Genomic DNA, 1,085 nt, shown 5'->3' on the forward strand with positions numbered 1-1,085 from the left:
AATAAGGTAAACACCATAAGGGGCATTTTTTGTGAAAAAAAATTAAAGTTTTTCTAATCATCAACATTGAAAGAAACAATCAATTTTATTGACCTTTAATATGCTTATAAAATTTTTAATTTAAACATTATTTTTAAATACCAAAGACACAAAGTCATTGTGTTAATTTAGAATCATTATAAATTTTTTTATTTATTTATATTTTCGAGAATTTAAGGATATATGTAAATAAAAAAAGTTCTTATGTATAAAACGGTGTTTATTGCAAATAGATGGATAAAATTTCTATATAATGGAGAAACTTGTATTGGGACAACATACCTTTATGATGAAAATGACAAAGATGAAGAACCACTTTATCAATTAGTATTTCTAATTTCTCAAAAAAGAAAATGTGAAACAATAAATTTTAGCGAATGTAAAGAAATAAAATACCTAAAGTTTGTCGAGCAACCTATTGAAGCTAATAAAGTGAATGGTATTACAAATATAATTGATCAAACTATAGATTCGAATAGTACAAAAAAATGCATTACAGAATTGGCAAAAAAACAAACAAATAAAATTTTAAGAAATTAATACATGAAGAACACTTTTTTATTACGACAAGAATTCAAAAATTGGCTTATTACAGTTGGTGAATTTCCTTTACCGAGTGCAAGTTCTTATTTAAGCTATGTTGCTGGAGCCGACAATAGATTTATAATTAATAGTGATTTAATTGTTGGAGAAACTAATTTATTTGAACTCCTTAAAGTACATATCGAAAATGGCGATGCCTTGGGAATGGATAATTCAATTATTAGTATAATAAATGAACTATATGAAAAAGATATAGATGTAAAATTGAACACTCCAATTAGTACAATAGGAAAATGGAGAAGTGCCTTATATCAATATCGAGAATTTTTATATGATTATATTGAATCTGAAATTGACACTTTACAAGAAGATGATAATGAAATTGTTGAAAAAAGTTCAACTGAAAACTTTGAAGATTTCAATTTTACAGAGACAACCGACGAGAATTTTGAGACAATAATAGTTGGTTTAGAAAAAGTTAGTGATTATAGTTATTCTAAAAC

The 1,085-nt window shown here is 24.9% G+C and carries 2 protein-coding genes; both read left to right on the top strand.

Annotated features, from left to right (window positions below; translation table 11 throughout):
• Positions 1-255: 255 nt before the first annotated feature.
• The gene (locus DIU01_RS10290) at positions 256-579 is read left to right on the top strand and encodes a hypothetical protein (RefSeq protein WP_290834119.1); all 324 of its coding nucleotides are present in this window, start codon (positions 256-258) and stop codon (positions 577-579) included.
• A gap of 3 nt (positions 580-582) precedes the next feature.
• Positions 583-1,085: hypothetical protein (locus tag DIU01_RS10295; protein WP_290834121.1), on the top strand; the 503-nt coding region annotated here is incomplete at its 3' end.

The organism is Flavobacterium sp., assembly GCF_003525665.1.
In the GTDB taxonomy this organism is placed as follows: domain Bacteria; phylum Bacteroidota; class Bacteroidia; order Flavobacteriales; family Flavobacteriaceae; genus Flavobacterium.